The 25,392-nt window shown below is 73.7% G+C and carries 24 protein-coding genes; 17 read left to right on the top strand and 7 right to left on the bottom strand.

Annotated elements, in window-relative coordinates; genetic code table 11:
• The first annotated feature begins 64 nt into the window (after positions 1 to 64).
• From AB0927_RS29350 to AB0927_RS29335, 4 genes are all read left to right on the top strand, one after another.
• Positions 65 to 2,170, top strand: a complete 2,106-nt coding sequence (locus AB0927_RS29350; protein ID WP_366670772.1) for a phosphotransferase — start codon at positions 65 to 67, stop codon at positions 2,168 to 2,170.
• A gap of 20 nt (positions 2,171 to 2,190) precedes the next feature.
• A complete protein-coding gene (locus AB0927_RS29345; RefSeq protein WP_366670771.1) occupies positions 2,191 to 2,817 on the top strand; it encodes a TetR family transcriptional regulator in 627 nt (208 codons plus the stop codon).
• Positions 2,818 to 2,867: 50 nt separating this feature from the next.
• A complete protein-coding gene (locus AB0927_RS29340; protein ID WP_366670770.1) occupies positions 2,868 to 4,907 on the top strand; it encodes an AAA family ATPase in 2,040 nt (679 codons plus the stop codon).
• Positions 4,908 to 4,973: 66 nt separating this feature from the next.
• The gene (locus AB0927_RS29335; RefSeq protein WP_366670769.1) at positions 4,974 to 5,450 is read left to right on the top strand and encodes an HAD domain-containing protein; all 477 of its coding nucleotides are present in this window, start codon (positions 4,974 to 4,976) and stop codon (positions 5,448 to 5,450) included.
• On the opposite strand, the gene AB0927_RS29330 is transcribed toward AB0927_RS29335, so the two are convergent.
• Positions 5,451 to 7,820 (bottom strand): excinuclease ABC subunit UvrA, encoded by a 2,370-nt coding sequence (locus AB0927_RS29330; RefSeq protein ID WP_366670768.1) that lies wholly within the window; start codon positions 7,818 to 7,820, stop codon positions 5,451 to 5,453.
• A 95-nt stretch (positions 7,821 to 7,915) separates the two neighbouring features.
• Here AB0927_RS29330 and AB0927_RS29325 point away from each other — a divergent pair, with 95 nt between their 5' ends.
• From AB0927_RS29325 to AB0927_RS29310, 4 genes are all read left to right on the top strand, one after another.
• A complete protein-coding gene (locus tag AB0927_RS29325) occupies positions 7,916 to 9,187 on the top strand; it encodes an MFS transporter (protein WP_366670767.1) in 1,272 nt (423 codons plus the stop codon).
• Between the two features lie 90 nt (positions 9,188 to 9,277).
• Entirely contained in the window at positions 9,278 to 9,706 is a 429-nt protein-coding gene (locus AB0927_RS29320) for a helix-turn-helix transcriptional regulator (protein WP_366670766.1), read from the top strand.
• A 78-nt stretch (positions 9,707 to 9,784) separates the two neighbouring features.
• On the top strand, positions 9,785 to 10,402 hold the full coding sequence (locus AB0927_RS29315) for a hypothetical protein (protein WP_366670765.1): 618 nt from the start codon (positions 9,785 to 9,787) through the stop codon (positions 10,400 to 10,402).
• 112 nt (positions 10,403 to 10,514) lie between these two features.
• Positions 10,515 to 10,859 carry a DUF2516 family protein gene (locus AB0927_RS29310; protein WP_366670764.1) on the top strand — a complete coding sequence of 115 codons (345 nt, stop codon included), beginning with the start codon at positions 10,515 to 10,517 and terminating at the stop codon, positions 10,857 to 10,859.
• A gap of 40 nt (positions 10,860 to 10,899) precedes the next feature.
• On the opposite strand, the gene AB0927_RS29305 is transcribed toward AB0927_RS29310, so the two are convergent.
• From AB0927_RS29305 to AB0927_RS29295, 3 genes are all read right to left on the bottom strand, one after another.
• On the bottom strand, positions 10,900 to 12,195 hold the full coding sequence (locus tag AB0927_RS29305; RefSeq protein ID WP_366670763.1) for a fused response regulator/phosphatase: 1,296 nt from the start codon (positions 12,193 to 12,195) through the stop codon (positions 10,900 to 10,902).
• A gap of 326 nt (positions 12,196 to 12,521) precedes the next feature.
• Positions 12,522 to 13,607, bottom strand: coding sequence for an NlpC/P60 family protein (locus AB0927_RS29300; RefSeq protein WP_366670762.1), 1,086 nt, complete (start codon positions 13,605 to 13,607; stop codon positions 12,522 to 12,524).
• A gap of 282 nt (positions 13,608 to 13,889) precedes the next feature.
• A complete protein-coding gene (locus AB0927_RS29295; RefSeq protein WP_366670761.1) occupies positions 13,890 to 14,675 on the bottom strand; it encodes a class I SAM-dependent methyltransferase in 786 nt (261 codons plus the stop codon).
• 234 nt (positions 14,676 to 14,909) lie between these two features.
• On the opposite strand from AB0927_RS29295, the gene mshA reads away from it, so the two are divergent.
• Positions 14,910 to 16,247 carry a D-inositol-3-phosphate glycosyltransferase gene (gene mshA / locus AB0927_RS29290; RefSeq protein WP_366670760.1) on the top strand — a complete coding sequence of 446 codons (1,338 nt, stop codon included), beginning with the start codon at positions 14,910 to 14,912 and terminating at the stop codon, positions 16,245 to 16,247.
• On the top strand, positions 16,240 to 16,740 hold the full coding sequence (locus AB0927_RS29285) for a YbjN domain-containing protein (RefSeq protein WP_366670759.1): 501 nt from the start codon (positions 16,240 to 16,242) through the stop codon (positions 16,738 to 16,740). Before mshA ends, AB0927_RS29285 begins: the two co-directional genes overlap by 8 nt.
• A 4-nt stretch (positions 16,741 to 16,744) precedes the next feature.
• Here AB0927_RS29285 and AB0927_RS29280 read toward each other — a convergent pair whose 3' ends face one another.
• On the bottom strand, positions 16,745 to 17,575 hold the full coding sequence (locus AB0927_RS29280) for an AraC family transcriptional regulator (RefSeq protein ID WP_366670758.1): 831 nt from the start codon (positions 17,573 to 17,575) through the stop codon (positions 16,745 to 16,747).
• Positions 17,576 to 17,624: 49 nt separating this feature from the next.
• Here AB0927_RS29280 and AB0927_RS29275 point away from each other — a divergent pair, with 49 nt between their 5' ends.
• Positions 17,625 to 18,092 (top strand): DUF2000 domain-containing protein, encoded by a 468-nt coding sequence (locus AB0927_RS29275; RefSeq protein WP_366670757.1) that lies wholly within the window; start codon positions 17,625 to 17,627, stop codon positions 18,090 to 18,092.
• Positions 18,093 to 19,001: 909 nt separating this feature from the next.
• Here the strand turns inward: AB0927_RS29275 and AB0927_RS29270 are convergent.
• Complete coding sequence (locus tag AB0927_RS29270) at positions 19,002 to 19,475, bottom strand: carboxymuconolactone decarboxylase family protein (RefSeq protein WP_366670756.1); 474 nt, start codon at positions 19,473 to 19,475, stop codon at positions 19,002 to 19,004.
• A 98-nt stretch (positions 19,476 to 19,573) separates the two neighbouring features.
• A complete protein-coding gene (locus AB0927_RS29265) occupies positions 19,574 to 20,866 on the bottom strand; it encodes an MFS transporter (protein WP_366670755.1) in 1,293 nt (430 codons plus the stop codon).
• A 154-nt stretch (positions 20,867 to 21,020) separates the two neighbouring features.
• Between AB0927_RS29265 and AB0927_RS29260 the strand changes: the two genes are divergently transcribed.
• From AB0927_RS29260 to AB0927_RS29235, 6 genes are all read left to right on the top strand, one after another.
• The gene (locus AB0927_RS29260) at positions 21,021 to 21,782 is read left to right on the top strand and encodes a phosphoglyceromutase (RefSeq protein ID WP_366670754.1); all 762 of its coding nucleotides are present in this window, start codon (positions 21,021 to 21,023) and stop codon (positions 21,780 to 21,782) included.
• A 240-nt stretch (positions 21,783 to 22,022) separates the two neighbouring features.
• Positions 22,023 to 22,847: a hypothetical protein gene (locus tag AB0927_RS29255; protein WP_366670753.1), complete on the top strand. Its 825-nt coding sequence runs from the start codon at positions 22,023 to 22,025 to the stop codon at positions 22,845 to 22,847.
• Positions 22,844 to 23,287 carry an FAD-dependent oxidoreductase gene (locus AB0927_RS29250; protein WP_366670752.1) on the top strand — a complete coding sequence of 148 codons (444 nt, stop codon included), beginning with the start codon at positions 22,844 to 22,846 and terminating at the stop codon, positions 23,285 to 23,287. The genes AB0927_RS29255 and AB0927_RS29250 overlap by 4 nt, the downstream gene beginning before the upstream one ends.
• Positions 23,209 to 23,802 carry a hypothetical protein gene (locus AB0927_RS29245; RefSeq protein WP_366670751.1) on the top strand — a complete coding sequence of 198 codons (594 nt, stop codon included), beginning with the start codon at positions 23,209 to 23,211 and terminating at the stop codon, positions 23,800 to 23,802. The genes AB0927_RS29250 and AB0927_RS29245 overlap by 79 nt, the downstream gene beginning before the upstream one ends.
• Complete coding sequence (locus AB0927_RS29240) at positions 23,685 to 24,398, top strand: hypothetical protein (protein WP_366670750.1); 714 nt, start codon at positions 23,685 to 23,687, stop codon at positions 24,396 to 24,398. The genes AB0927_RS29245 and AB0927_RS29240 overlap by 118 nt, the downstream gene beginning before the upstream one ends.
• Before the next feature lie 145 nt (positions 24,399 to 24,543).
• Positions 24,544 to 25,317: a GAF and ANTAR domain-containing protein gene (locus AB0927_RS29235; protein WP_366670749.1), complete on the top strand. Its 774-nt coding sequence runs from the start codon at positions 24,544 to 24,546 to the stop codon at positions 25,315 to 25,317.
• Positions 25,318 to 25,392: the final 75 nt, after the last annotated feature.

Here is a 25,392-nt window from a genome sequence, read left to right as displayed (position 1 = left end):
CCCGGAGCGGCCAGTGGGCGCACCGTCAGTTCCCCCTACCGTGGCGGGGGAGCGCGCCGGAACCATGCGGACGGACGCCGTCTGCCGCGCGTTCGCGGCCCGCGCCGCCGCCGAGGGGGAGACCCGCGAGGGCCCGCGCCACCGCGACCACGTGCTGCCGCTGACCGAACCGCTCGCCGGCCTGCTCGGCCGGGCCCCGGGCACGCCGGTGACCGTGCGGCTGCCCCGGCCGGACGCGGCGCCGGCGATCCGCACCTGGGACGGCGAGGCGGAGATCCTGCGCGCGGTCCACCGGGTGCTGCCGCGGGCGCCGGAGTGCCTGGCGGCCGGGGACGGTTACCTCATCCACAGCCATGTGGACGGCCGGGTGCCGGCCGGCGGACCGCCGCCGCGGGACGTCGCCGGGCTGCTCGCCGCCATCGCTCAGGTGCGCGGTGCCGCGCTGCCGCCCCTGCCCCCGCACTGGCCGCGCAACCACACCGACTCCCAGGGCTTCCTGCGCACCCTCGCCCACCTCGCCGACCGCCGGATCCGGCGCCCCGACTGGCGGGAGTACGGCGGTCTGTTCACCGCCCTCGGTGTTCCCGAGGACGCGCTCACCCGGTTCGCCGACCGGGTGCCCGCGCTGACCCGCCGCCCCTACGGACTGCTTCACAGCGACCTACATAGCGCCCAACTGGCCGTGTCCGCCGAGGGCCTGTGCTGCACGGGCTGGGAACTGGCGAGCTACGGCGACCCGTTGTACGACCTCGCCGTCCACCTCGTGCGGTCGCGGTACCCGGAGCAGCGGCGGGCGGCGGTCGTGCGCGCCTGGGCCGACGCGATGGCCCGAGCCCGGCCCGCCGCCGTCGCCGGGCTCGGCAAGGACCTGCCGCACTACCTCGCCTTCGAGCGGGCCCAGTCCCTCTACGCCGACGTCATCGGGGCCGCTCGCGCCCTGGACCGCTCCTTCGAGGCGGAGTCCCTGGAGCGGGCCACCGCCACCGTGGGCGACGCCCTGCGCGCGGCCACCGAACCGCTGCGGCTCGGCCGGGTGCCGGGCGAGCGCGAGATCGAGCGGATCCTCTTCAGGCGCGGCGCAGCCCGGCCCGGCCGGCGCCCCCGCGGCATCGGCTGGACGCCGGACCGGCGCGTGCCCGAACACCCCGACTTCCCGCACGACGCGGTCGCCGACGCCCTCTTCCTGGAGGGCGCCGCCCCGGCCGAGCGCGTGTTCAAGGGCGCCGCCCACCTCACCACCGTGCTCCGGGTGCCCGGCACCGGCTTCCCCGTGGTCGTGCGCCGCGAGGTGACCGTCGTCCTGCGCCGCGAGCGCAGCTTCCTCAGCGAGCACGCCGTCCTCGCCGCCATCGAACGCTCCGGGGTGCCGGTCGCCGCCCCCCGCGTCCTCGCCCTGGGCACCAGCCACGCCACCGACCCCGCCCACCGCTACCGCGCCGACCGCTTCGCCGTGCACACCTACGAGGGCGCCCGCGACCTGGGCCGCCGCCCCGACCACCCGGTCGACGGGCTGCGCCCGCACGAGGCGGACCACCTGGTGGACCAGTTGGCCGCGCTGACCGGCGTCGACCCCGCCGGCATCGACCCGCTCGGCGGCCGGCCCGGTTTCTACGGCTGGCTCAGCGAGCAACTGGTCGCGCTGGTCGGGGCACTGCCGAGGGAGTCCCAGCAGGCGGCCCGCTTCCTCGGCCTGCCGGACGCGCCCCGGCTGCGCGAGATCCTCGCCCGCCACCACGTCACCGACCGCGCCCCCGCCCTGCTGCACGGCGACCTCAACCCCTGGAACCTGGTGCGCCGCGACGACGGCCCCGCCCTCACCCTGATCGACTGGGAGATGGCCCTGGTGGGGGACCCGCTGTACGAGCTGGTCCGGCACATGCACCTCACCCCGACCCGGCCGGAGATCCGGGACCGCATGTTCCGCCGCTGGGAGGCGCGGCTGGAGGGGCGGTTCACCCGGAACTGGCGCGAGGACTGGCGGGTCTACCGCTGGATCGAGCTGGTCCGCTCGGCCTACGTCGACCTCGACCGCCTGGTCACCGGATCGAGCCTGGACGCGCCCAACGTACGGCGGGCGGTGGCGTCGTACGGTATGACGCTCGCGGCGGCGACGGCCTCGCTCGGGCTGTCGGGGCGTCCGCGCGGGTTGCCCCGGCTGGGGCTGGGCTGAGTACTGCGTAGGCTCGCCCCATGGGTGAGTCGGAGCCGCGCGAGCGGGAGATGGGTCTGCGGGAGCGCAAGCGGCGGCGGACGTACCAGGAGGTGTCGGACACCGCGGTACGGCTGTTCCTGGAGCGGGGCTTCGACGCGGTGTCGGTGGCGGAGGTGGCGGCGGCCGCCGGGATCTCCAAGCCGACCCTCTTCCGGTACTTCCCGGCCAAGGAGGACCTGGTCCTGCACCGGATCGCGGACCACGAGGGCGAGGCCGCGCGGGTGGTCGCGGGCGAGCCGGACCCGGTGGACGCGCTGCGCCGGCACTTCCTCGCCGGCCTCGACCGGCGCGACCCGGTCACCGGGCTCAACGACCACCCCCAGGTGCTCGCCTTCCACACCCTGCTCTACGGCACCCCGTCCCTGGTCGCGCGGGCCTACCGGCACCAGGAGCGCGCGGAGGCGGCGCTGGCCGAGGCGCTCGGCGGCGGCCTGGACGCGCGGCTCGCGGCCGGCCAGATCATCGCCGTCCAGCGGATCCTCGCCCTGGACAACTGGCGGCGGATCGCGGCGGGGGAGACGGTGGCGGACGTGGCACCGGAGGCGGTGCGGGCGGCGGAGCGGGCGTTCGGGCGGCTGGCGGCGGCGCTGGCCGAGCCTTGCTGAGAGTGGGTTAAAAATGTAACTGAGTAACGTCTTGTCGTACGCTGGTCGGCATGACGTCACGCCCCGCCCTCACCGACGCCCTCCGCGCCGAGCGCGACCACCACGACGACTGCCGGGCCGCCCTCGCCGCGATGGTCGAGGGCGCCGCCGAGCAGGTCGTCATCGGCGAGGACGTCTCCGCCTCCGGCGCCGACGCGGAGGTCCTCGGGTACCGGCTGCGCAGCCAGGCCAAGGCGCTGCGCGAACTCCCGCCGGGGCCCCTGTTCTTCGGCCGCCTCGACTTCGCCGACGACCACCCCGAGCACGGCGGGCAGCCCTTCCACCTCGGGCGGCTGCGCATCACCGAGTGCCCCGCCGCCCCGCCCCTCGTGGTCGACTGGCGGGCCCCCGTCGCCCGCGCCTTCTACCAGGCGAGCGCCCGCGATCCGCAGGGGGTGGCGGTACGGCGGCGGTTCGGCTGGGCGCCTGGCAGCACGGGGGCGACGGTGGACCTCACGGGCCTGGAGGACGAGCACCTCGGACACGGCGAAGCCACCGGGGAGCCGCGGCCCGGCGGCATCGTCGCCCGCGAGCTGGAGCGCCCCCGCGTCGGCCCCATGCGGGACATCGCCGCCACCATCCAGCCCGAGCAGGACGACCTCGTGCGCGCCGCCCTCGCCGACTCGGTGTGCGTGCAGGGCGCCCCCGGCACCGGCAAGACCGCCGTCGGCCTGCACCGCGCCGCGTACCTGCTCTACACCCACCCCAGGCGGCTCCAGCGCTCCGGCCTGCTGATCCTCGGCCCCAACCGCACCTTCCTCGCCTACATCTCCGAGGTGCTGCCCGCGCTCGGCGAGAGCGGCGTACGCCAGTCCACCCTCCTGGACGAGATCGCCCGCCACCCGGTCACCGGCACCGACCCGGTGCCCACCGCCGCCCTCAAGCACGACCCCCGGATGGCCGAGGTGCTGCGCCGGGCGCTGTACGCGCACGTGACCACGGACGGCGTCACCGACCTCGCCGTGCCGGACGGCTCCTACCGGTGGCGGGTGCGCGCCGCCGAACTCGCCGCGATCGTGCGGGAGGTGCGCGCGGAGGAGCCGCCGTACGCCGTCGGCCGCGAGCGGGTGCGCACCCGGGTGGTACGACGGCTGCGCGAGCGCGCCGAGCGGCGCTCCGGGGTGCTGCCCGCCGCCTGGGTGCGCCGCATGGAGCACGCCCGGCCGCTCACCGCCCAGCTCGACCTGGTGTGGCCGAAGGTCCGCCCGGAGGAGGTGCTGGCCCGGCTCCTCACCGACCCGGAGGCGCTGGCGCGGGCCGCGGCGGGACTCTTGGAGAGCGGCGAACAGGAGGCGCTGCGCTGGGCGCGCCCGCCGCGCTCGTACAAGTCCGCCCGCTGGTCGGCCGCCGACCTGGTCCTCCTGGACGAGCTGTCCGGGCTGATCGAACACCCCGAGGGCTACGGCCACATCGTGGTGGACGAGGCGCAGGACCTCTCGCCGATGGAGTGCCGGGCCATCGCCCGCCGCGCCGCCTTCGGTTCGCTGACCGTCCTCGGCGACCTCGCCCAGGGCACCGCGCCGTGGGCCGCCCGCGACTGGTCCACGCAACTGCGCCACCTCGGCCGGCCGGACGCCGCGGTGGTGTCGCTGACCACCGGGTTCCGGGTGCCGGCGGCGGTCGTGGCCCTGGCCAACCGGCTGCTGGCCCGCCTGTCGGTGGCGGTCCCGGCCGCCCGGTCCCTGCGCACCGACGGCGAGCTGACCCTCCACCCGGCCGAGGACGTGCTCGCCACCACGGTGACCGCCGCCCGCCGCGCCCTGACCAGGGAGGGCTCGGTCGGCGTGATCGCGGCCGACGCGGACGTGCCCGCCGTGGGCCGGGCACTCACCGCGGCGGGCCTCGCGCCGGCCGCCCCCGACGCCCTCGGCGCTCGGCTGACCCTCGTCCCCGCGAGCCTGGCCAAGGGCCTGGAGTACGACCACGTCATCGCGGTGGAACCGGCCGCCGTGACGGAGGCGGAGGAGCGGGGCGCGCACCGGCTGTACGTGGTGCTGACCCGCGCGGTGTCCCGCCTGGACGTGGTGCACGCGCGGCCCCTGCCGTTCTGAGGTCCCGCGCCGGCTCGGCGTTCAGCACCTGTGCCCCGGCCGCTTCGGGAGCCATCCTGGACGGTGATGCTGCTCTTCCTCGACGTCGACGGCCCGCTCATCCCGTTCGGGGCGGCGGACCGCGCGTATCCGGTGTACGACGGCCCGCCGGTGTCCGCCGACGACCACCCCCTGCTCACCCGCGTCGATCCGGCGCTCGGCCGCCGCCTCACGGCCCTGGGCTGCGAGCTGGTGTGGGCCACCACCTGGATGGACGAGGCCAACGCCGTCCTCGCGCCCTGGCTGGGCCTGCCCGCGCTGCCGGTCGTGCGGTGGCCGGACCAGGACGAGCCGCCCGACCTGCTCCACTGGAAGACCCGCCCGCTGGTCGACTGGGCGGCGGGCCGGCCCTTCCTGTGGGTGGACGACGAGATCACCGAGGCCGACCGCGCCTGGACCGCCGTCCACCACCCGGGGCCCGCACTCCTCCACCGGGTGGACCACCGGTACGGCCTGACGGAGGCCGACTTCCGGATCCTCGCCGACTGGGCGGCGAGGGCGTGATCAGGCGCCCACGTACGCCGCCAGGTGCTCACCGGTGAGCGTAGAGCGGGCCGCGACCAGCTCGGCCGGGGTGCCCTCGAAGACGACCCGTCCGCCGTCGTGCCCGGCGCCGGGACCGAGGTCGATGATCCAGTCGGCGTGGGCCATGACCGCCTGGTGGTGTTCCACGACGATGACCGACTTGCCCGAGTCCACCAACCGGTCGAGCAGGGCGAGGAGATGGGCGACGTCGGCCAGGTGCAGGCCGGCGGTCGGCTCGTCCAGGACGTAGACGCCGCCCTTGTCGGCCATGTGCGTGGCCAGCTTCAGGCGCTGCCGCTCGCCGCCGGACAGGGTGGTGAGCGGCTGGCCGAGGGTGAGGTAGCCGAGGCCGACGTCGGCCAGCCGGCCGAGGATCCGGTGGGCCGCCGGGGTGTGTGCCTCGCCCGCCCCGAAGAACTCCGCCGCCTCGGCCACCGGCATCGCCAGCACCTCGCTGATGTCCCGCCCGCCGAGCCGGTAGCGCAGCACCGACGCCTCGAACCGCCTGCCCTCGCACTCCTCGCACGTCGTGGCGACCCCGGCCATCATCGCGAGGTCGGTGTACACGACGCCCGCGCCGCCGCAGTTGGGGCAGGCGCCCTCCGAATTGGCGCTGAACAGCGCGGGCTTGACCCCGTTGGCCTTGGCGAACGCCTTGCGGATCGGGTCCAGCAGGCCCGTGTACGTCGCCGGGTTGCTGCGCCGCGAGCCGCGGATCGGCGCCTGGTCGACCGACACGACACCCTCGCCGGCCGGGATCGACCCGTGCACCAGCGAGCTCTTGCCGGACCCGGCCACCCCGGTGATCACGGTCAGCACCCCGAGCGGGATGTCCACGTCGACCCCGCGCAGGTTGTGCGTCGTGGCGCCGCGGATCTCCAACGCGCCGGCGGGCTCGCGCACCGTCTCCTTCAGCGTGGCCCGGTCGTCCAGATGGCGTCCGGTGAGGGTGCCCGCGGCCCGCAGCCCCGCGAGGTCCCCCTCGTAGCAGACCGTGCCGCCCGCGCTGCCCGCGCCGGGGCCGAGGTCCACCACGTGGTCGGCGATCGCGATCACCTCGGGCTTGTGCTCCACGACGAGCACCGTGTTGCCCTTGTCGCGCAGCCGCCGCAGCAGCCCGTTCATCCGCTGCACGTCGTGCGGGTGCAGGCCGACGGATGGCTCGTCGAAGACGTACGTCACATCGGTGAGCGAGGAGCCGAGGTGCCGGATCATCTTCACGCGCTGCGCCTCGCCGCCCGACAGCGTGCCCGTGGGCCGGTCCAGCGAGAGGTAACCGAGGCCGATCTCCACGAACGAGTCGAGGGTGCCGCGCAGCGAGTCCAGCAGCGGGGCGACGGACGGCTCGGCCAACTCCCGTACCCACGCGGCCAGATCGCTGATCTGCATCGCGCACGCGTCGGCGATGCTCACCCCGGCGATCTTGGCGGACCGGGCCGCCTCGGTCAGCCGGGTGCCCGCGCAGTCCGGGCAGACGGTGAAGGTGACCGCCCGGTCCACGAACTCCCGGATGTGCGGCTGCATCCCCTCCCGGTCCTTGGCCAGCATCGACCGCTGGATGCGCGGGATCAGACCCTCGTAGGTCATGTTGATCCCCGCGATCTTCATCCGGGTCGGCTCGCGGTGCAGGAAATCGGCCAGTTCCCGCTCGGTGTACGAGCCGATCGGCTTGTCGGGGTCGACGAGGCCGGACTCGGCGTACAGCCGGTAGTTCCAGCCGCCCGCCTTGTACCCGGGCACGGTCAGCGCGCCCTCGTGCAGCGACTTGCCGGCGTCGAAGAGCTGCGTGAGGTCGAGGTCGGTGACGGTGCCCCGGCCCTCGCAGCGCGGGCACATGCCGCCCGTGATGCTGAAGCTGCGCCGCTCCTTCACCTGCTTGCCGCCGCGCTCCACGGTGACCGCGCCGGCCCCGCTGATCGAGGCCACGTTGAAGGAGAACGCCTTGGGCGAGCCGACGTACGGCGTCCCGAGCCGGCTGAAGAGGATGCGCAGCATGGCGCCCGCGTCGGTGGCCGTGCCGACCGTGGAGCGCGGGTCGGCGCCCAGCCGCCGCTGGTCCACGATGATCGCGGTGGTCAGCCCGTCCAGGACGTCCACCTCGGGCCGGGCGAGCGTGGGCATGAAGCCCTGCACGAACGCGCTGTACGTCTCGTTGATCAGCCGCTGCGACTCCGCGGCGATCGTGTCGAACACCAGCGAGCTCTTGCCGGAACCGGACACGCCGGTGAACACGGTCAGTCGGCGCTTGGGTATCTCGACACTGACGTCCTTGAGATTGTTCTCGCGGGCTCCGTGCACGCGGATCAGGTCGTGGCTGTCGGCGGCGGGTGCGTCGGTGGCGGCGTCCATGCGGGCCACGGTAGCCGGGGGCGCCGGGGGCCCGCTTCTTCGATTCTGACCGATTCCGGGGTGTGCTCTTCCGACCGCTTCTAAGCTGCGCGCCCGTGACGCTGTCTTCGAGCAAGACCAAGGCCATCCCGGACGGAACCGTTGCCCCTCTGTGGCGGGAGGGCCGCTTCGTCCTCCTCTTCGCCGCGCGGACCGTCTCCGTGCTGGGCAACGGCTTCGCGCGCGTGGCGCTCGCCTTCGCGGTGCTCGCGCTGCCGGGCGCGGGTCCGGGGCGGCTGTCGCTGGTCCTGGCCTGCCAGGCGCTGCCGCAGCTGCTGTTCGTGCTGGTGGGCGGGGTGATCGCGGACCGGATGTCACGCTCGGCGCTGATGGCCCTGGCGGACGTGCTGGGCGCGGGGGCGTACGGCGCGCTGGCCGCGATGGTGCTGACGGGCGCGGCCCCGCTGCCCGCGATGTGCGTCCTCGCCGTCCTCGCCGGCACGGCGACGGCCCTGTTCGCCCCCGCCTCCGAGGGTCTCGTCCCCCTCCTCGTCCCCAAGGACCGCCTCCAGCGCGCCAACGGCCTGCTGCGCATGGGCACCAACACCTCCCTGCTGCTGGGCCTGGCCCTGTCCGGCGTGACCGTGGCGGCGGTGGGCGCGGGCTGGGCGCTCGCCCTGAACGCGGCGTCCTTCGTGGTCAGCGCGGCCCTGACGGCCCGGCTGCGGGTGCCCGCGCGTCCCCGTGGCCGCACCTCCGGCTGGACCGAACTGCGGGAGGGCTGGCGGGAGTTCGCCTCGCGGCAGTGGCTGTGGGTGGTGGTCGCGCAGTACGCCGTCGTGGTCGCCGCGCTCAACGCCAACGCGGGGGTCCTCGGCCCCTTGATGGCCTCGCGGCACCTGGGCGGGGCACGGGCCTGGTCGGTCATCGTGGCCGCCCAGGCGATCGGCACCATCGCGGGCGCGGGCCTGGCCGCCCGGGTACGGGTCGCGCGCCCGCTCCTCGTCGCCGTCCTGTGCACCTTCCCGGCCGCCGCCCCGATCGCGCTGCTCGCGCTCGCGGTCCCCGTCTGGCTGACCGCCTCGGCCATGTTCGCCTCGGGCGTCGCGAGCGACGTCTTCGGCGTCCTGTGGACCACCACCATCCAGCGCGAAGTCCCCGAACGCGCCCTCTCCCGCGTCAGCTCCTACGACTGGTTCGGCTCCCTCTCCTGCGCCCCGCTCGGTCTCCTCCTGGCGGGCCCCACGGCGACGGCGGTGGGCCCGGCGAAGGCGCTGGCGGGCTGCGCGGCGCTGGTCACCCTGGCCACCGCGGCGGCCCTGCTGTCCCCCCAGGTCCGCAACCTGCGCGACCCGGAGGCGGAGCGACGCGAGCCGGGGACGGACTGACGCGAGCCCGAGACGGACCGGCGCGACACGGAGGCGCACTCTTGCAAGCGGCTGCTTGCAATTGTTAGCAGGGAGGGGCATGGTGGAGGCATGGCATCGCTGAACGTCGGCAATCTCGGTGAGTACCTGCGCGAGCAGCGGCGAAACGCCCAGCTCTCGCTGAGGCAGCTCGCCGAGGCGGCCGGGGTGTCCAATCCGTACCTGAGCCAGATCGAGCGCGGGCTGCGCAAGCCGAGCGCGGAGGTGTTGCAGCAGGTCGCCAAGGCCCTGCGCATCTCCGCCGAGACGCTGTACGTCCGCGCCGGCATCCTCGACGCCGAGCGGGACCGGGACGAGGTGGAGACGCGCGCCGTCATCCTCGCCGACCCCTCGCTCAACGAGCGGCAGAAGCAGGTGCTGCTCCAGATCTACGAGTCCTTCCGCAAGGAGAACGGATTCGGGACCGGCGAAACCGCGGACGAGGACGGCACGGAGCGGGCAGCGGACGACGATGCCGGCTCGCGGCGGACGGCCGGCTGACGCCGGACCAGGGCACCGGGCGCCCACCGCGAACCACACCACCTCAGCCGAACGCGAATCCGGGAGGACCTGATCACCATGGCCATCACCGACGACCTGCGCAAGACCCTCAGCGACCCGACCCCGCTCTACTTCGCCGCCGGCACCGCCGACCTCGCCCTCCAGCAGGCCAAGAAGGTGCCCGCCCTGGTCGAGCAGCTGCGTGCCGAGGCCCCGGCCCGGATCGAGAAGGTGCGCGGCACCGACCCGAAGACCGTGCAGGAGAAGGCCACGGCCCGGGCCAAGGAGGCCCAGGAGACCCTCCAGACCAAGGTCACCGAGCTGATCGGGAGCTTCGACGTCGACCTGAAGAAGCTCGGCGAGCAGGCCCAGGACCTCGCCCTGCGCAGCGTGGGCGTCGCCGCCGAGTACGCCGTCAAGGCCCGCGAGACCTACGAGAAGGTCGCCGAGCACGGCGAGCAGACCGTGAAGCACTGGCGCGGCGAGGCCGCCGAGGACATCGAGGACCTGGCCATCGCCGTCGAGGGCAAGCCCGAGCCCGGCGAGGTCAAGGAGGAGCCCGCGCAGCCCAAGGTCGTCACGCCCGAGGCCGCCGCGGAGAAGAAGGCCGCGGCCAGGAAGGCCGCCGCCAAGAAGACGACGCCGGTCGCTCGCAAGACCACCCCCACGAAGAAGCCGACCCCGCCGGCCAAGTGACCGCGCGGGCACCAGCGGGCCGGGCATCTTTGGGGTGTCCGGTCCGTTCCCGCCGTTCTATGGGTACGGTGGCGGCGTAGGGACCGATGGCAGATCACGGGCGGTGGCAAGCATGCTGATGTTGGGCTTCGCGGGATTCATGGGGATCCTGAAGATCGTCCTCATGGCCCTGGCAGCGTTCGCGCTCGTCGACGCGGCGGTGCGGCGCGAGGACGCCTTCCGCGCGGCCGACAAGCAGAACAAGGTCTTCTGGCTGATCATCCTGGGCATCGCCCTGGTCGTCAGCATCCTCTTCTCGATCCTGTCCATCCTGCCGATCGCCGGCGCGGTGGCCAGCATCGTCTACATCGTGGACGTCCGCCCCGCCCTCAGGCACGTCACGGGCGGAGGCGGCTACGGCCGCCGCCGCGGCAGCAGCAGCGACGGCCCGTACGGCCCCTACAACGGCGGCCGCTGACACCTCCGGGCGGGCCCGCCCGCGTGCGCTTCGGACCGGGCTACGCCGTCCGGTCCAGCAAGACCACCGCCACGTCGTCCGTCAGCTCGCCCCCGTTGAGGCGGCGGACCTCCTGCACCGCGGCCCGCAGCAGCTCCTCGCCCCGCAGCCCCTCGGCGAGCTGCCGGCGGATCATCTCCACCATGCCCTCCTGGCCGAGCCGCTCCCCGCCGGCCCCGACGCGGCCCTCTATCAGCCCGTCGGTGTACAGCATCAGGCTCCACTCGGCGCCCAGCTCCACCTGCATCCGCGACCAGCGGGCCCCGGGCAGCATCCCGAGCGCGGGACCGTTGTTGTCGTACGGCAGCAGCCGCGCCGGGTGGCCGGGGCGGACCAGCAGGGGTGCCGGATGGCCGGCCAGGCACAGGCCCGCGTGACGGCCGTCGGGCGCGATGTCCACCGTGCACAGCGTCGCGAAGATCTCCTCGTCCGCCCGCTCGTGCTCCAGGACCTCCTGGAGCGTGCCCAGCAGCTCGTCCCCGCACAGCCCCGCGAGGGTGAGCGCCCGCCAGGCGATGCGCAGCTCCACGCCGAGCGCCGCCTCGTCCGGGCCGTGCCCGCAGACGTCGCCGATCATGGCGTGCACCGTGCCGTCGGGGGTGCGCACGGCGTCGTAGAAGTCGCCGCCGAGCAGTGCCCGGGAGCGGCCCGGACGGTACCGCGCCGCGAACCGCAGCGAGGAGCCGTCGAGCAGCGGCGTGGGCAGCAGACCCCGCTCCAGGCGCCGGTTCTCCTGCGCCCGCAGCCGGCTCTCGGTGAGCCGGCGCTCCGCGGTGTCGGAACGCTTCCGCTCCACCGCGTACCGGATGGCGCGGCTGAGCAGCCGGCTGTCCAGTTCGTCCCGGAAGAGGTAGTCCTGCGCGCCGACGCGCACCGCCTCCGCGCCGCGCTCGGCGTCGCCGGAGCCGGTCAGGGCCAGTACGGCGTGCCGGGGCGCGAGCTGGAGGACGTGGTGGAGCACGGCCAGCTCGTCGTCGGTGTCGCTGCCGCCCGGCGCGGGCAGCGCCAGGTCCAGCAGGATGCAGTGGACGTCGTCGGTGAGCAGCCGCTCGGCCTCGGTGAGGTTGCGGGCGGTGCGCACCCGGACCGGCTTGCCGGCCGAGTCCAGCAGTTCGGGCACGATCGGCGAGCCGACCGGGTCGTCCTCGATCAGCAGCAGGGTGAGAGTGGCGCCGCTCGTGGGCGCGGCGTCGCGGTGGGCCTCTTCCTTGAGGGGGCCGCCGGCGGCGCCGGTGGCCTGCGCCTGACCACTCTCCACGGCCGGGATCGCTCTCTGCCGCGGCACGGGTACGGGCATCGTCCTGGGTTCCTTCCCTCCCCCCGAGGGCACGGCGGTGTCGAGGGGTCTCGACCCACCGACGGGTGACCATAGCGGGTCGGGCCACCCCGATGGAATGGTGTGAGCCGCGTCGCTCCGGCTCAGGCCGCTGTCATATGCCGCTTTCTGTACCGCAGTTGGACAGCGAACCGGGCCTTGGGGGATGACGAAGCTCACGTCCTGCCCCGGTTTGAACGGGGGTTGGCGGTGGAGTGGGTCACATGGCCTGCGTCACCGGGGCGAAAGCCGTATAACGCGGCTCACGCGACGCCCCTCGCACCCCCGCCCCCGGCAGGCCGGCGGCGTCACGCGTCCGGTCGTACGACCCCCAGGATCGGCATCGAACCCGCGCCCGCGACCGTCACCGTACGGCCCGGTCGCGGGGCCTGGATGACCGCGCCGTCGCCTATGTACAGGGCGACATGGCTGGCGTCGTCGAAGTAGATGACGAGGTCGCCGGGCCGCATGTCCTTGACGTCGATGTGCTTGAGCCGTCTCCACTGCTCCTGGGAGGTGCGCGGGATGGGCCGGCCGGCCGCGGCCCAGGCCTTGGAGGTCAGGCCCGAGCAGTCGAAGGAGTCCGGCCCCGCGGCGCCCCACACATACGGCTTGCCGAGCTGGTCGGCGGCGAACGCCACGGCCTTCTCGCCCGCCGCCGAGGCCTTGCCGTGGATCTTCTGGAGGATGCCGGTGTCCAGCCAGGCGGCCTGCGCCTGCAGCGCGGCCTTCTGTTCCAGCTGGGCGAGCCGCTGCCGCTGCGTCTCCTCCAGTGAGGACTCCAGCTTCCGCGCGGCGTCTATCTGCTGCTGGATCTTCTTCTTGGCGCTCGCCTTGGCCTTGCGGTCGGCGTCCAGCTTCTTCCCCTGGGCGGCCGCGTCGGAGGCGTAGTCCTGCAACTGCTTCTGGGTGGCGGACCGTTCGCTGATCAGGTGGTTGGCCGCCTGCTGGCTCTGGAGGACCAGCCCGGCGCCGTCCAGCACCCGGCCCGGGTCGTCGCTGAGCAGGAACTGGGCGGTGGGCGGCATCCCCCCGGTGCGGTACTGCTCCCGCGCCGTCGCGCCCGCTTCGTCCTTGAGCTGGGCGAGCTTGTGCTCCCCGGCCGTGATCTCCTTGTTCAGCGAGGCGATCTCGGCGGACTGCTTCTTCGCCTTCTCCTCGGCCGCGTTGTACGCGTCGGTGGCCACGGCCGCGTCGTGGTAGAGCTTGTCCAGCTTCGCGCGGACCTGCTCAAGGTCCTTGTCCCGCAGGGGTGCCGGGCTCGGAGCCGGTCCGGAGCCGGTGCCCGGCGGGGGTGCCGGGGCGGCGAGCGCCGTCCCGGGCGCCGCGAGCACGGCCACCGCGCAGACCACGGTCAGGGCGGCCGCGAGCAGACCGCGCTTGCCCGTACCCATATCTACCCCCCAGCTGATTTACCGTCAGTAACTTGTTGGCGCCTGAGGGATCGTGCCATGGCCGCGTGCAAAGCGACAGAGGCCGTGAGGAAAGTCCGATTTCCCCCACACCCGGCCATGCCGACGATCACCTCGCCCGTCTGACGAACGGCGCGCGGCGATCGTTCCGTTGGCCGCCCACCCGAAAGGGTGGTTTCAAACGCGGAGGCGCTGGGGTTCAGATCCGAGGGGCCGCGGTGCAGTTCCGAGGGGGCTGCGGTTCAGTGCCGAAGAGGCCGCGGTTCAGTTCCGGGGCGCCAAAGCCGCCCACGCCACGGTCACTTCGCCCTGCCGCCAGCGGCCCGGCGCGTCCGTCACCGGCCAGTCCGCGGTGAGGGAACGGACCGTGCGCAGCCAGCGCTGCCGGGCGCCGTAGGAGGCGTAGGGCGCGGCGGCCGCCCAGGCGCGGTCGAAGTCGCGCAGGAAGGCGTGCACCGGCTCGCCCGGGACATTGCGGTGGATCAGCGCCTTCGGCAGCCGTTCCGCGAGGTCGGAGGGGCGGTCGAGGGAGCCGAGGCGGGTGGCGAAGGTGACGGTCCGCGGCCCCTCGGGGCCGAGCGCCACCCACACGTGCCGCCGCCCGATCTCGTCGCACGTCCCCTCCACCAGCAGCCCCCCGCGCGAACCGCCGCCCGCGGGGGCCAGCCGCGCGCACAGCCGCTCCCAGACGCCGGCGACCTCGCTCTCGTCGTACTGGCGCAGCACGTTCGCGGCGCGGATCAGCAGCGGGCGGCCGGGCACCGGGACCTCGAAGCCGCCGTGCCGGAAGACCAGGCCGTCGCGCTCGTACGGGCGGGCCGAGGCGACCCGTTCCGGTTCGATCTCGATGCCGACGACGCGGGCGCGGGGGGCGGCGGTGCGGAGCCTGCCGAGCAGTTCCACGGCGGTCCAGGGGGCGGCGCCGTAGCCGAGGTCGACGGCGACCGGCTCGGCGGCGCGGCGCAGCTCGGCGCCGTGGGCCGCCGCGATCCAGCGGTCCATGCGGCGCAGCCGGTTGGGGTTGGTGGTGCCGCGCGTCACGGTCCCCACGACGGGGGTCCCCCCGCTCGAACGAAGCCGAGCGTGGGGGAGGGTCGATGCGCGGGATGCCATGAATACGAGGGTAAGGGGAACGAGGTGGGGGCGAGGTTGAGCCAACCAAGGTAATGATTAGGTAAAGCAGCTTGCTTCGGAAATGGCCGGCCCCCCGCGCGCTGTTGCACCCCTTTGGAGGGCACAGGCGAGTCCTCCGACCGGCATGCCCGCAGCAAGGAGGACCGCTACGTGAGCCAGTACGCCAGCAGGCTCGGGCGCCGCTCCCCGTCCGCCGCGCCCCGCCTACGGCTGCTCCGCAGGCCCCGCAGGGTCGCGATGCTCTCCGTCCACACCTCACCTCTGCACCAGCCCGGCACCGGCGACGCGGGCGGCATGAACGTCTACATCGTGGAGCTGGCCCAGCGCCTCGCCGATCTGGGCATCGAGGTGGAGGTCTTCACCCGGGCCACCGCGGGCGACCTGCCGCCCACCGTCCAGCTCGCCTCCGGCGTCCTGGTCCGGCACGTCGACGCGGGACCCTACGAGGGCCTCGCCAAGGAAGAGCTGCCCGCCCAGCTGTGCGCCTTCACGCACGGCGTGATGCAGGCCTGGGCCGGCCACCGCCCCGGCTACTACGACCTGGTCCACTCCCACTACTGGCTCTCCGGCCACGTCGGCTGGCTCGCCGCCCAGCGCTGGGGCGTGCCCCTCGTGCACGCCATGCACACCATGGCCAAGGTCAAGAACGCCAACCTGGCCACCGGCGACCGCCCCGAACCCGCCGCCCGGGTCATCGGCGAGACCCAGATCGTCGCCGCCGCCGACCGGCTGATCGCCAACACCGCCGAAGAGGCCGACGAACTCGTCCGGCACTACGAGGCCGACGCCGAGTCGGTCGCCGTCGTCCATCCCGGCGTCAACCTGGAGCGCTTCCGCCCCGCCGACGGCCGGGCCGCCGCCCGCGCCCGCCTCGGCCTGCCGCAGGACGCCCTGATCCCCCTCTTCGCGGGCCGCATACAGCCCCTGAAGGCCCCGGACGTGCTGCTGCGCGCGGTGGCCGTCCTCCTCGACGAGCGCCCCGACCTGCGCTCCGAGATCCTCGTCCCGGTCGTCGGCGGCCCCAGCGGCAGCGGCCTCGCCAAGCCCGAGGGCCTCCAGAAACTCGCCGCCCGGCTCGGCATAGCGGACGTCGTACGGTTCCACCCGCCCGTCGGCCAGGAGCAGCTCGCGGACTGGTTCCGGGCCGCGTCCGTGCTGGTCATGCCGTCCTACAGCGAGTCCTTCGGGCTGGTCGCCATCGAGGCGCAGGCGGCCGGCACCCCGGTGCTCGCCGCCTCGGTCGGCGGCCTGCCGGTGGCGGTGCGCGACGGCGAGACCGGCATCCTGGTCGAGGGACACGAACCGGCCGACTACGCGCGCGTCCTCGCCCGCTTCGCCGACGAGCAGGCCCTCACCGCGCGGATGGGCGACGCCGCCGCCCGGCACGCCCGGTGCTTCGGCTGGGACACGGCGGCCGCGGCGACCGCCGACGTCTACACGGCCGCGATCCAGTCGTACCGCCGTCGCGTACGCTCCCACCATGGGTGATGTCGAGCAGGCAGGGCAGGTCCTGGAGGCCGTCTTCCAGGACGCCGAACTGGAGTGGGAGAACCCCGAGCCCGGGAACTACGTGGTCCGGCTGCCCGGCACGCACAAGCTGTCCACGACCGTCTCCTTCCTCGCCGGCCGGCACTCCCTCTCCCTCAACGCCTTCGTCGTCCGCCACCCCGACGAGAACGAGGCGGGCGTCCACCGCTGGCTCCTGGAGCGCAACCTCAAGCTGTACGGCGTGAGTTACGCCGTCGACCGCCTCGGCGACGTCTACGTCACCGCCCGCCTCCCGCTCGCCGCCGTCACCCCCGACGAGATCGACCGCCTCCTCGGCCAGGTCCTGGAAGCGGCCGACGGCGCCTTCAACTCCCTGCTGGAGCTGGGCTTCGCCACCTCCATCCGCAAGGAGTACGCCTGGCGCGTCTCCCGCGGCGAGTCCACGCGCAACCTGGACGCCTTCAAGCACCTCATCGAGCGCCCGGCCGAGTGACGCCTCACGACGCCCGGCGCGCCCCGCGCCGGTAACGGCCCGGCGGCACCCCGACCAACTTCCGGAAGTGCCGGGTGAGATGGGCCTGGTCGTAGAACCCGGTCAGGGCCGCCACCTCGCCCGGCGGCAGCCCGTCCAGCAGCAGCCGGCGGGCCCGGCCGACCCGGCGTGACATCAGGTACTGGTGCGGGGCGATGCCGTACGCACCGCTGAACGCCCTTACCAGATGGGCCGGATGGGCGTGCAGCAGCCCGGCGGCCTCCGCGAGCGAGATGCCCTCGGCGAGCCGGGCGTCCAGCAACTCCCGCAGCTTCCGGGCCAGTTTGGGATCCCGGCGAAGCCCCGGCGGCTCGGGGCGCCGCCGCAGATGCGCCCGCAGCCGCTCCCCGACGAGGGTCAGCCTGCTCTCCGCCTCCAGCTCGTCGCCGGGACGGGCGAGGGCCGCGTGCAACTGCCCGACGCGCAGCCGCAGCACCGGGTCGCGCAGATCGGGCCCGTCGACCGCCGCCCCGATCAGCTCCTCGCCCAGCCGGCTGCTGTCGAGGTAGACGACCCGCTTGCGGAAGCCGCCGGGGGTCGCGGGGGAGCCGTTGTGCGGCACGTGCGGGGGCAGCAGGCTGACCGTGTCGAGCGGGGTGCCGTGCTCGTGCCGGTCGAGGTCGTAGCGGACCGCGCCGTCGTCCACGATGAGCAGCGTCCACGCGTCGTGGACGTGCATCGGATAGGCGTACTCGGTGAAATGGGCGTGGAACACCTCGGTGACGCCCGGCACCCGGGGACGCCACGCGTTCACTTCCTCCCCCGGGGCCCCGCGCGCGGCCCTGCTCACGGCCATGCAAACAACGTACAAGACGGCGCCGGGCGGCGATCGGCAGTCTCATCCCATGAACGCCCCGACCTCCGGACTCCTCCGTTCCGAGACTTCCGAGACCCCCGAACCCGTCCGTTTCGACACCAAGATCGCCGTGCTGCTGCGCGCGGACCTGGCCCCCTGGCAGCGGCTGAACGTCACCGCGTTCCTGGTCAGCGGCCTGGGCGCGACGTCGCCCGAGGTGGTCGGCGAGCCGTACGAGGACGCGGACGGGACGCGGTACCTGCCCATGTTCCGGCAGCCGGTGCTGGTCTTCGAGGGCGAGAAGGAGACCCTGCGCGCGGCCCACGAACGCGCGCTCGGCCGGTCCCTGCCCTGCGCGGTGTTCACCGCGGACCTGTTCGCCACGGGCAATGACCGCGACAACCGCGCGGCCGTCCGCGCCGTACCGACGGCCGGCCTGGACCTGGTCGGGCTCGCGGTGTACGGCCCGCGCAACGGGGTGGACAAGGTGCTGAAGGGTGCGCGGATGCATCCGTGACGGGCCCGGGGGGCGGGGGCCTGGCCGGCCCCCGTGCCAGCTCGGTTGGGGCCCGGTGCCGGGCTCGGCCGGACCCTCGTACCGGCCGGGTCGGGCTCCCGTACCTGCCGGGCCGGACTCCCGTATCGGCCGGTAAGGGCCTCGTTTCGGCGGGGCGCCCGGCCCCGTCTCGGTTGGGCCGGGCCCGGTACTGGCCGGGTCGGACCCCGTTTCGACGGGCGCCGGGCCCTTTCTCGGTTGGGCCGGAATCCCGTATCGGCCGGGGCTGGACCTCGTATCGGCGGGCGCCGGGTGCCGGCTCAGCCGGCCCCGTACGTGGCCGGGCCGGATCCCGTGCCGACCCGGTTGGGCCCCCGGTCCCGGGCAGCCGGACCCCGTGCCGGCACCCGGCCCGGTTGGGCCCCTCACCGGCCAGCCGGATCCCCGTGCCAACCCGGTTGGGCCCCCGGTCCCGGGCAGCCGGACCCCGTGCCGGCACCCGGCCCGGTTGGGCCCCTCACCGGCCAGCCGGATCCCCGTGCCGACCCGGTTGGGCCCCCGGTCCCGGGCAGCCGGACCCCGTGCCGGCACCCGGCCCGGTTGGGCCCCTCACCGGCTCAGCCGGACCCCCGTACCGGCCCGGTTGAGGCCCCGGAGCCGGATTCAGCCGGCCCCCGACCGGCGGGTCGAACCCCGTATTGGCTCGGCTCGGCCTCGAATCACTGGGTCGTCGGGCCCCCGTCTCGGCCGGGCGCCAGCCCCCCGGTACCGACCAGCCGGACACCCGTACATGGCCGGACCGGCCCCCCGGTACCCGGTTGGGCCCCCCAGGGCCCGGTACGCCCCGGTACCGGCCGACTCAGCCGGACCCCCGCACCAGCCGGGCCGCACCCCCGTTCCAGCCGGGCCGTTGCCCCGGCGGTGTGCCGGTCAGCCGAACATGCCGGGCTGGTAGTCGCCCGCGGGCTGGCGGACGATGACGTTCACGCGGTTGTACAGGTTGATGACGGCGATCAGGCCCACGAGGGCGGCGAGCTGCTCCTCGTCGTAGTGCCGGGCGGCCTCCGCCCAGGCCTCGTCGGTGACCCCGCCGGCCGCGTCCGCGATCCGGGTGCCCTGCTCGGTCAGCTCCAGCGCGGCCCGCTCGGCCTCCGTGAACACCGTGGCCTCGCGCCAGGCGGCGACCAGGTGCAGCCGCTGCGCGCTCTCCCCGGCGGCCGCGGCGTCCTTGCTGTGCATGTCGGTGCAGAACCCGCAGCCGTTGATCTGGCTGGCCCGGAGCTTCACCAGCTCCTGCGTCGCGGCCGGGAGGCTGGATTCCGACAGCACCTTCCCGGCCGAGTTCACGTGCTTGAGGACCTTGCCGGCGAGGGGGCTGGTCATCAGGTTCAGACGGGCGTCCATGGCGATGCGCTCCTGTGTGGTCGTGTTGCTCGCTGCTGGCTACACCTCCTTGACGGAGCGGGCCCCGGGGAATGTGACAGCGGCGAACGTGACCCGCGTCACGCGGTGGGGGAGTGCTCCGCGGCGGTCACGGCCGGGCCGGACCCGTCCGCCGTGCGGCCCCGGCCCCGGCCCGGGCCCTCGCCCCCCGCTCCCCGGTCCCGCAGCCCTCGCATGAGCAGCCCGTACCCGAGCCCCGCCACCGTCCCCACCACGGCGCACGTCGCCCACAGCCACGTCGCCCCGAACCGGTCGATGACCTGGCCGGCCATCAGGGGAGCGACCAGGGCGGCGACGGACCAGGACAGCGAGTACATGCCCTGGTACCGGCCGCGCCCGTGGACGGGGGAGAGGCGGACGACGAGGCCGGTCTGGGTCGGCGCGTTGACGATCTCGGCGAGGGTCCACACGCACACGGTGGCCATGAAGGCGCCGACGGATCCGGCGAAGGCGGTGAGCCCGAAGCCGTACCCCGCGAGGACCGAGGAGACGACGAGCAGGGTGCGCGGGTCGCGGTGTTCGATGAACCGGGTGACGGGGATCTGGAGGGCGACGATCAGGATGCCGTTGACGGCGATGGCGAGGCCGTAGTCGGCGGGCGTGAACCCGGCGCGGCCCATGGCGACCGGCAGGGCGACCGAGCCCTGCTGGAAGATCAGGGCGACGAGGAAGGACAGGCCGACGACGGCCATGTAGCGCCCGTCGCGCAGCACGGTGCCGAGGCCGACCTGCGGCTCGTCCTTCCTGGCCGGGGCGGCGGGCCGGGACTCGGGGACCTTCAGGAAGACGACGAGGGCGCACACGGCCGTCATGCCGGCCTCGATCAGGAAACCGGCGAGATAGCTGAACTCGGCGATGAAGCCGGCGGCCGCGGAGGAGACGGCGAAACCGAGGTTGATGGCCCAGTAGTTGAGCGAGAAGGCCCGCACCCGGTCCTCGGGCCGCACGATGTCGGCCATCATCGCCTGCACGGCGGGACGGGAGGCGTTGGCGGACATGCCGACGAGGAAGGCCACGCCGGCGATGGCGACGGGGTCGGTCATGAACCCGAGCAGCGCGACGGAGACGGCGGTGGCCGACTGGGCGAGGAGCAGCGTGGGCCGCCGCCCGACGCGGTCGGCCATGACCCCGCCACCGAGGGCGGAGACGACCCCGCCCAGGCCGTGCAGGGAGGCGACGAGCCCGGCGTAGGAGGCGGAGTAGCCGCGGTCGAGGGTGAGGTACAGGGCCATGAAGGTGGCCACGAAGGCGCCGAGCCGGTTGACGAGGGTGCTGGTCCACAGCCACCAGAACTCACGGGGGAGCCCGGAGACGGCTTCCCGGGCGGCACGGCCGAGACGGGCGGCGGGCATGAGGGGGACCCCCTGGGGCTGTAAGTGGCATGACGCGCATGCACAACTTACACAGGGGGTTTGACGTCGAACAAAGGATTAACAGACGCCCTCACCGTTCCGCCCCTCGGTCGGCCGCGTCGGCGGCCGGGGGCGGTGGATTACGCTCTGCCGTATGGCCGACGCACCGTACAAGCTGATCCTCCTCCGCCACGGCGAGAGCGAGTGGAACGCGAAGAACCTGTTCACCGGCTGGGTGGACGTCAACCTGAACGAGAAGGGCGAGAAGGAGGCAGTCCGCGGTGGCGAGCTCCTGAAGGACGCCGACCTGCTGCCCGACGTGGTCCACACGTCCCTCCAGAAGCGCGCGATCCGCACCGCCCAGCTGGCTCTCGAGGCCGCCGACCGCCACTGGGTCCCGGTCCACCGCAGCTGGCGCCTGAACGAGCGCCACTACGGCGCCCTCCAGGGCAAGGACAAGGCGGCGACGCTGGCCGAGTTCGGCGAGGAGCAGTTCATGCTCTGGCGCCGCTCGTACGACGTCCCGCCGCCCCCGCTGTCCGACGACTCGGAGTTCTCCCAGTTCGCCGACGCGCGCTACGCGACCCTCCCGCCGGAGCTGCGCCCCAGGACCGAGTGCCTGAAGGACGTCGTCTTCCGGATGCTCCCTTACTGGTACGACGCGATCGTCCCGGACCTCCTCTCCGGCCGCACGGTCCTCGTCGCCGCCCACGGCAACTCCCTGCGCGCCCTGGTCAAGCACCTGGATGGCATCTCCGACGCCGACATCGCGGGCCTGAACATCCCCACGGGCATCCCCTTGACCTACGAACTCGACTCCGACTTCAAGCCCCTCACCCCGGGCGGCAAGTACCTCGACCCCGAGGCGGCCGCAGCGGCGATCGAGGCGGTCAAGAACCAGGGCAAGAAGAAGTAAGCGCCTACGAACAGGCCCCCTACCTGCGGGTTTTCCGCCGGTAGGGGGCTTCTCCATGGGCCTGGGCCGCCGCTGGGCCCTCGAAGCTGAACGAGGCGGACGGTCGTACGGACGGACACGATGACGAGGTACGCGACCGCAGCAGGCGGCTAGGCTCACGATCTTGGCATGGATCTGCCATCCGTCTGGGGGGTTGTGGGAATGTCCGTCCTTGTTTCTGTACCACGCAGAGTGACGAGCGTGGCGTTCGTGGCCGTACTGCTCGCAGGGGGATCGGTTGCCTGCGGAGGGGGCGCCAAGGGTGATTCAGCGGTTGCGGGCCGAGCCGAAGTGAGTCCTGCGGCGGCCGTGGCGAGGGCGGAGAAGAACGCCAAGGACATCACGTCGCTCCGCTATCGGATCAGCGGGAGCGTGCCGGGGAGAGGCCGTCTGGAGGCCGAGGCCTCCATGAACACACAACCGCTGGCCATGAGTATGAAGATGACCACTGCGGCCGAGCAGGGTGGGAACGGCAACCGTAGGCAAGGCCAGTTGGAGATCCGGTTCGCCGGCAAGGTGATGTACGTCGGCGGGAGTGCGGTGCGTCCCGAGAAGCTGAAAGGCAAGAGCTGGCTCAGCGCTGCACCGGCCATATGGGGACGCGGCGCAATGGACAACCAGTCCTACGGCGTACTGCCCAGCCAGCTGCAGGCAAACCCAACTGAGCAGTCCACGCTTCTGACCGGGTCCAAGGATCTGCGTCTGATCGGCACCGAGACGGTCGACGGCGCCAAGACCGCGCACTACAGGGGGACGGTCAACAACAAGGATCTGAACCGAGAGCGCCTCGATCAGTTCACAATGCTGGAAGTCTTCGACCCGCTCACCATGGACCTGTGGATAGACGGCGACGACCGCACCAAACAGTTCCGTCTGCGGGCCGAGCACAGCGTCCTGCCTGACGGCACCGGAGACGGGCCGCTCGACCTGACCATCACCTTCCACGGCATCAATCAGCCCATGGCCATCAAAGCCCCGCCGACCAGTGACGTCACCCCACTGGCGGACGACGCCCAGGGAGGATGAGCGACACCTGGGCAGAGGAGAACGTCCGAGACGGTGGCCCCGTCTCAGTTTCCGTCTTGCGTCCAGCCGCGTTCACGGCCGTTGAGGCGAGACCCGGAGCCGTCCCCGCACTCGCAGCTGGCGAGGAGCGCGCTCTCCCTCGCGAGTGGTGGCTCGTTCGCGGCAGAGGAGTGCTGATGGCACGTACCTTCGACGCGGTCGTGATCGGTTCTGGCGTGAACGGCTTGGTCGCCGCCGCTCAGCTGGCCAAGGGCGGCTGGTCGGTGGCGCTCATCGAAGGAAGCGACCGGCTGGGCGGCTTCATCGCCACCGAGGAGCCGGCTACCTGCATGACACGTACTCCTCGTGGCACTCGCTGTTCGTGTCCGGCGGGGCCTACGCCGCCCTGGGGCAGGACCTGCACCGGCACGGTCTGGAGTACCGCAACACCGACGGACTGATCACGGGCACCGTCACCGACGAAGGACGCGTGGTCCTCGCCCACCGCGACCCCGCGGCCACCGCCGAGATGTTCGCCCACTCCGAGGACCGCACCGCCTACCTCGCCCTGTTGCAGAGGTTCCTCGACAACGCCGACGCGCTCGGCGGCATCCTGGGCGGTGAGCCACGCTCGCCCCGGGTGCTCCGGCATGTGCTGAAACTGCTGCGCCGCGAGCGCTTCAGCGGCACCGAGCAGTGGTTGCGGGCCGCCGTGACCAGCGGCCGTTCCTACTGCCGCGGCACCTTCCGCGGCGCCTGTCATGGCGGCGACCCTGCACGGTTTCGGCATGCCCGTGGTGGCGGGCGGGCGCCCGCAACTCCGTCCGCGCCTTCGAGGCACTGCTCGGCGAGCTCGGGGTGCACGTCTCCACGGGGCGGTCGGCGGAGCGGCTGCTCCTCGCGGGCGGCCGGGTCATGGGCGTCGCCACCGATGGCGAGACCGTCCGGGCCCGCCACGCCGTCCTGGTCTCGGTGACCCCGACCGCGCTGTACGGCGAGCTCCTGCCCCGGGACGCGCCCGTCCCGCCCGCCATCCGTGACGAGGCCCTGCGCTACCGGTACGGACGCGCCGCGATGCAGCTCCACGTCGCCCTCTCCGCCCCGCTCGGCTGGCGCGACACGCGCCTGGCCGGCGTACCGCTGGTCCATCTCAGCGACGGGTCCGCGAGCACCGCGATCGCGTGCGCGGAGGCCGAGGCGGGGCTGCTGCCGCGCAGGCCCACCCTGGTCGTCGGCCGGCAGTACGTGCTGGACCCCTCACGCGTGCCGGACGGTGCGGCGACCTTGTGGATCCAGCTCCAGGAACTGCTCGCCTGGGACGCCGTCACACCGTCGGACCTGAGGGCGCACAACCCGAACGCGGTCCACGGCGACCCCTACGGCGGCTCGGCCGAACTCGACCAGGCCCTGCTGTGGCGCCCCCTGCCGGGCGCGGCCCGGCACGCCACACCCGTACCCGGCCTGTGGCACATCGGCGCCTCGACCCACCCCGGCCCCGGCCTCGGCGCCGGGTCGGGACACCTCGTGGCCCAGCACCTCAGCCGCGCCAGGCGCCGGAACCGCCGCGGCTGACAGCCTGCCTGTCAGGCGGAGGCGGCCGGCTGCCGCGCCACCGGGATGTCCGAACCGGCCCCCGCCCGGGCCGGTTCCCGAACCGGCGAGTGCCTTCGCCGGTTGGGGAACCCGGCAGGGGAGGGCGACGGCGGAGGTGGTGAGGATGCTGCCGGAGGAGCAGGGGGCGGAGGTGCGGACGCGGGGCGGGGAGGCGCTGGCCGCGGCCGCGCGGGGGGCCGCCGAGCCGCGGCGGGTGCCGGGCGTGCTCTGCGAGGCGTGTGTGCGGCTGCTGCCGGTCACCGGGGCGTCCGTGTCGATCTCCGGCGGCAAGGGGGTGCGGGTCATCTGGTGCGCCAGCGACCGGTCGGCCGTGCGGCTGGCCGAGTTGCAGTACACGGTGGGGGACGGCCCCTGCCAGACCGCGCTCGACCAGGGCACCCCGGTGCTCGCGGCCGACCTGACCCAGGGCCGTGACGCCCGCCGTTGGCCGATCTTCGCGCACGAGGCCGTGGAACTCGGGACCCGCGCGGTGTTCTCCCTGCCGCTCGGCGCCGGCGGCGCCGTCATCGGCACCCTCGACCTCTACAACGACACCGCGGGCGCCCTCGCGGAGCCCGATCTGCGGACCGCGCTGTGGGTGCGGGACGCCGTGACCCGCGCCCTCATGCGCGTGCAGTCCGCCGAGGCCCGCGGCGGACCCGGAGACGGCAGCCAGGACGAGGCACCCTCCTGGGTGACCGCGTCGGAGGCCGACCACACCGAGGTCCACCAGGCGGTCGGCATGGTGATGGTGCAGCTCGAAGTGGGCCCCGAACACGCCCTGGACCGGTTGCGGGCCCGCGCGTACGCCGACGGCCGCACCGTCAGCCACGTCGCCCGGGACGTACTCGCCCGCAGGCTCCGCTTCCGGCCGGACACGAACGGCGAGGGCCCCTGAACAGCGGACGCGGCCGTCGACGCGGCCGTCCCGTAGCCCGTGCGAGAAGGGCCGGTGCATCCGTGCGAGAAGGGC

This window comes from Streptomyces sp. NPDC048106, assembly GCF_040706415.1.
Taxonomy (GTDB): Bacteria; Actinomycetota; Actinomycetes; order Streptomycetales; family Streptomycetaceae; genus Streptomyces.
The sequence above is the reverse complement of the archived record's forward strand: the minus strand, read 5'-3'. Positions and strand labels throughout refer to the sequence as shown.